2 protein-coding genes are annotated in these 1,904 nt (G+C 75.3%); both read left to right on the forward strand.

Annotation, left to right across the window (positions count from 1 at the left end; translation table 11 throughout):
- Positions 1-41 precede the first annotated feature (41 nt).
- Positions 42-1,442 (forward strand): D-alanyl-D-alanine carboxypeptidase/D-alanyl-D-alanine endopeptidase, encoded by a 1,401-nt coding sequence (gene dacB / locus PSH25_RS28810; protein ID WP_372492871.1) that lies wholly within the window; start codon positions 42-44, stop codon positions 1,440-1,442.
- 90 nt (positions 1,443-1,532) lie between these two features.
- On the forward strand, positions 1,533-1,904 hold a 372-nt coding region (locus PSH25_RS28815), incomplete at its 3' end, for a zinc-dependent metalloprotease (protein ID WP_238662025.1).

Consider the following 1,904-nt stretch of genomic DNA (forward strand, 5'->3'; position numbering starts at 1 on the left):
CACCCGCACCCGCCCCGCCCGGCCGGCGGAGGGGGCTGCCGGTGGTGCTGGCCGCCGTGCTCCTGCTGGTGCTCGCCGGCGTCGGAATCGTGATCACCCGTCCCGGCCCGGTCGCCGGGTGGCTGGGCGACGACGCCGCCTCCGGGCCGAACGCGGTCGGTGCGAGCCCGGAACCCGCTCCGTCGGACGTGCTGGCCGGCCCGGATTCGAACGCCCCGGTGCCCACCCCGGACGGGGTTCGTGCCGCGCTCGATCCACTGGTCGGCGTCGCCGCCCTGGGCAGCCGGGTGAACGTGTCGGTCGCCGACGTGATCACCGGTCAGACGCTGTTCGTCAAGGGGGCGGACGACGGCACCGTGCCCGCCTCGGTGACCAAGCTGGCGACCGCGGTGACCGTGCTGGCCGCCCGGGGGCCCGGCTACCGGATTCCCACTCGTGCGGTGGCCGGCGCGAAGGCCGGCGAGGTGGTGATCGTCGGTGGCGGCGACCCGACCCTCGCGATCGACAAGAAGGGCTACTACCCGGGTGCGGCGCGCCTCGACGAACTGGCCGCCCAGGTGCGTACCGCGCTCGGCGGCACACCCCCGACCAGTGTCACCGTCGACGGCTCGGTCTACTCGGGCCCGGTCTACGGTCCCGGCTGGGACGACGACATCCCGACCGGTGGGTCGGGCGGCGCGGTGACCGCGTTGATGACCGACGGCGCACGTACCGACCCCGGCGTCGCACACGGGTCCGCCCCGCGGTTCGCCGAGCCGGACCTGGCCGCCGGCAAGGCGTTCGCGCGGTTGCTCGGGGTGCCGACCGACGCCGTGAAGCGGGGCACGGCCCCGCCGCAGGCGGCGGCCGGCGCCAGCCCGGCGCCGGGCACCGAGCTGGGCGTGGTGCAGTCTCCGCCGCTGATCCGGCTCGTCGATGTCATGATCAGCGAGAGCGACAACCTGGTGGCCGAGGCGCTCGCCCGGCAGGTCGCGTTGGCCCGCGGTCAGCCTGCCTCGTTCGACGGGGGCGCCGCCGCCATGGACGCCGAGGTGGCGGAGTTGGGCCTGCCCGCCGACGAGATCACCGTCTCCGACGGCAGCGGCCTGTCCCGTCTCAACCGGATCAGCCCGTCGCTGCTGACCGATCTGATCCGGTTGGCCGCCAGCCCGGACCATCCGGAGCTGGCCGGCGTCTTCGGTGGCCTGCCGGTGGGCGGTTGGTCCGGAACCCTGAACGAGCGCTACCGCGACACCGCCGGCACCGCCGCGGGCGCGGGCAGCGTCCGGGCCAAGACCGGCACCCTGACCGGCGTGCACTCGATCGCGGGCCTGGTCACCACCGCCGACGGCCGGTTGTTGACCTTCGCGGTGCTCACCGACAAGGTGCCGGGTGACCGGGAGACCGCCCAGCCGGCGCTGGACCGGATCACCGCCGCGCTGGCCGGCTGCGGCTGCGGCTGACCGTCGCCGGTCCGCCGGTGACGTCGCCACCGGTGTCGATCGAGGGCGCGAGCCCGGGCCGGGGTGTCGCGGCGCGGGTACGGTGGGTCCATGGCGCAGTTCGTGGACTGGGATCTGGCCGCCGCCACGGCGGGGGCATTGAGCAAGTCTGGCCCCCGCGTGTCGTACGCCGAGGCCACCGACGTGGTCGGCGACCTGCGCCGGCTGACCGAGGAGGCGGCCGGGCACGTGGCCGACTACACGGGGCTGCGGGCGCAGGTGTCGCATCCGCCGGTCCGGGTGGTCGATCGCCGTGACTGGGCCGCGACCAACATCGCCGGGCTCCGCGAGGTGATCACTCCGCTGGTGAGTCGGCTCTCCGGCGACAAGCAGCCGGGTGCGTTGACCGAGGCGATCGGGTCCCGGCTGACCGGGGTGCAGGCCGGGACGGTGCTGGCCTACCTCTCCGGCCGGGTGCTCGGC

Source organism: Micromonospora foliorum (assembly GCF_022229015.1).
In the GTDB taxonomy this organism is placed as follows: Bacteria; Actinomycetota; Actinomycetes; order Mycobacteriales; family Micromonosporaceae; genus Micromonospora; species Micromonospora foliorum.